Source organism: Microcoleus sp. B3-A4, from assembly GCF_036705385.1.
Lineage (GTDB): Bacteria > Cyanobacteriota > Cyanobacteriia > Cyanobacteriales > Microcoleaceae > Microcoleus.
In genome coordinates this window covers 1-1,344 of sequence record NZ_JAUBUI010000218.1, presented here as the reverse complement: position 1 = coordinate 1,344, position 1,344 = coordinate 1, and the positions used below count along the sequence as shown (strand labels likewise).

2 protein-coding genes are annotated in these 1,344 nt (G+C 40.6%); one reads left to right on the top strand and one right to left on the bottom strand.

Annotated elements, in window-relative coordinates:
* Positions 1-71 precede the first annotated feature (71 nt).
* Entirely contained in the window at positions 72-626 is a 555-nt protein-coding gene (locus QUB33_RS29775) for a tetratricopeptide repeat protein (protein ID WP_445299577.1), read from the top strand.
* Positions 627-637: 11 nt separating this feature from the next.
* Here the strand turns inward: QUB33_RS29775 and QUB33_RS29455 are convergent, their stop codons facing one another.
* Positions 638-1,243, bottom strand: coding sequence for a glutathione S-transferase family protein (locus QUB33_RS29455; RefSeq protein ID WP_333358229.1), 606 nt, complete (start codon positions 1,241-1,243; stop codon positions 638-640).
* Positions 1,244-1,344: the final 101 nt, after the last annotated feature.

Here is a 1,344-nt window from a genome sequence, read left to right as displayed (position 1 = left end):
TGGTTAGATAGGATGCTTTTTACAAAGGGTATACTTAGCTATTTTACTATGGTTGTACTACCGGACATGATATCAATTATCTAGAGCGATATGAGGAAGCGCTGGAAAGTTCTAAAAAAGCTATTTACCTCGATCCGGAATATGTTTTTGCTTGGCTAATTCGAGGGACTGTTTTCAATATTCTAGGGCGATATGAGGAAGCCCTTACTGCTTGCGATGGAGCTTTTAAGATTGATTCTAAGAATTATCAAGCACTGAACATTCAAGCACTAACATTAAGTCTTCTCAAAAATTTTGAGAAAGCTATTACAGCCATTGATGAAGCAATTAAATTAAAGCCTGAAGAAGTGCTACTCCGGGCTAATCGTGGCATTATTTTGGCTAGGGCTGGTCGATACACCGAAGCCCTTGCTGATTCTGAACAAGCGATTAAGCAAGATCCTAAGCATGAGAGTGGCTATTACGGTAAAGCCTGCTGCTACGCACTACAAGGTGATATTGGACAGGCTATCGATAATCTACAGAAAGCGATTGATATTGCACCTCGTCGAAGCCGAAGCGCAGCAAAACACAACCCAGATTTTGACAGTATCCGAGATGATGAACGATTTCGAGCTTTGATGTAATTAGCCTCATTTTAATTTCCTTGTGTAATTTTTATATATCGAGGTTGACTTTTTACGCGATCGATCCAAGTTTGAATGGCTGGAAATCTGGTTAAATCAAATCCCCCCTCACCAGCAACGTGAGTGTAAGCAAATAAACCGATGTCAGCAATAGTATAGCGATCGCCCGCAAAAAACTCATTTTCTGCTAAATGCTGTTCCATCACCCCCAAAGCAGCATAACCCGGTGCTTGTTTTTGTTGAAGTGCTTCCTGATATTCTTGTGCTTTCCCTATCAAATACCAAAAACGAGAAGTAGCAATAAAAGGTTCGTGGCTGTACTGTTCAAAAAACAACCACTGCATAACTTGAGCCCGTTCAAATTTATCCGTGGGGAAAAACTCAGTTTCTTCGCTCAAGTAAAACATAATTGCATTCGATTCAAACACAAATTTACCCGGTGCGATTTCTAACACCGGAATGCGGCCATTGGGATTTTTGACCAAAAATTCAGGTGTGCGGCTTTTTCCTTCGAGAATATTAATTTCTGTGCGATCGAAGGGAATATTAAGCTGAGTTAACAGCAAGCGAACTTTATAGCAATTGCCCGAGGGGGAATACTCGTAAAGTTTAAACATGAGTCTTGAGAAGATTTTACGATCTTACTGTAGTTTAGACTAACCAAAGATGAGAACGGTGACAAAAGTAGAACTTGAGCCACCGCGCTGGGAGAGAATGA

Excerpts from the sequence above, each read along its gene's own strand:
- QUB33_RS29455 (WP_333358229.1), bottom strand. The coding sequence starts at position 1,243 with ATGTTTAAACTTTACGAGTATTCCCCCTCGGGCAATTGCTATAAAGTT.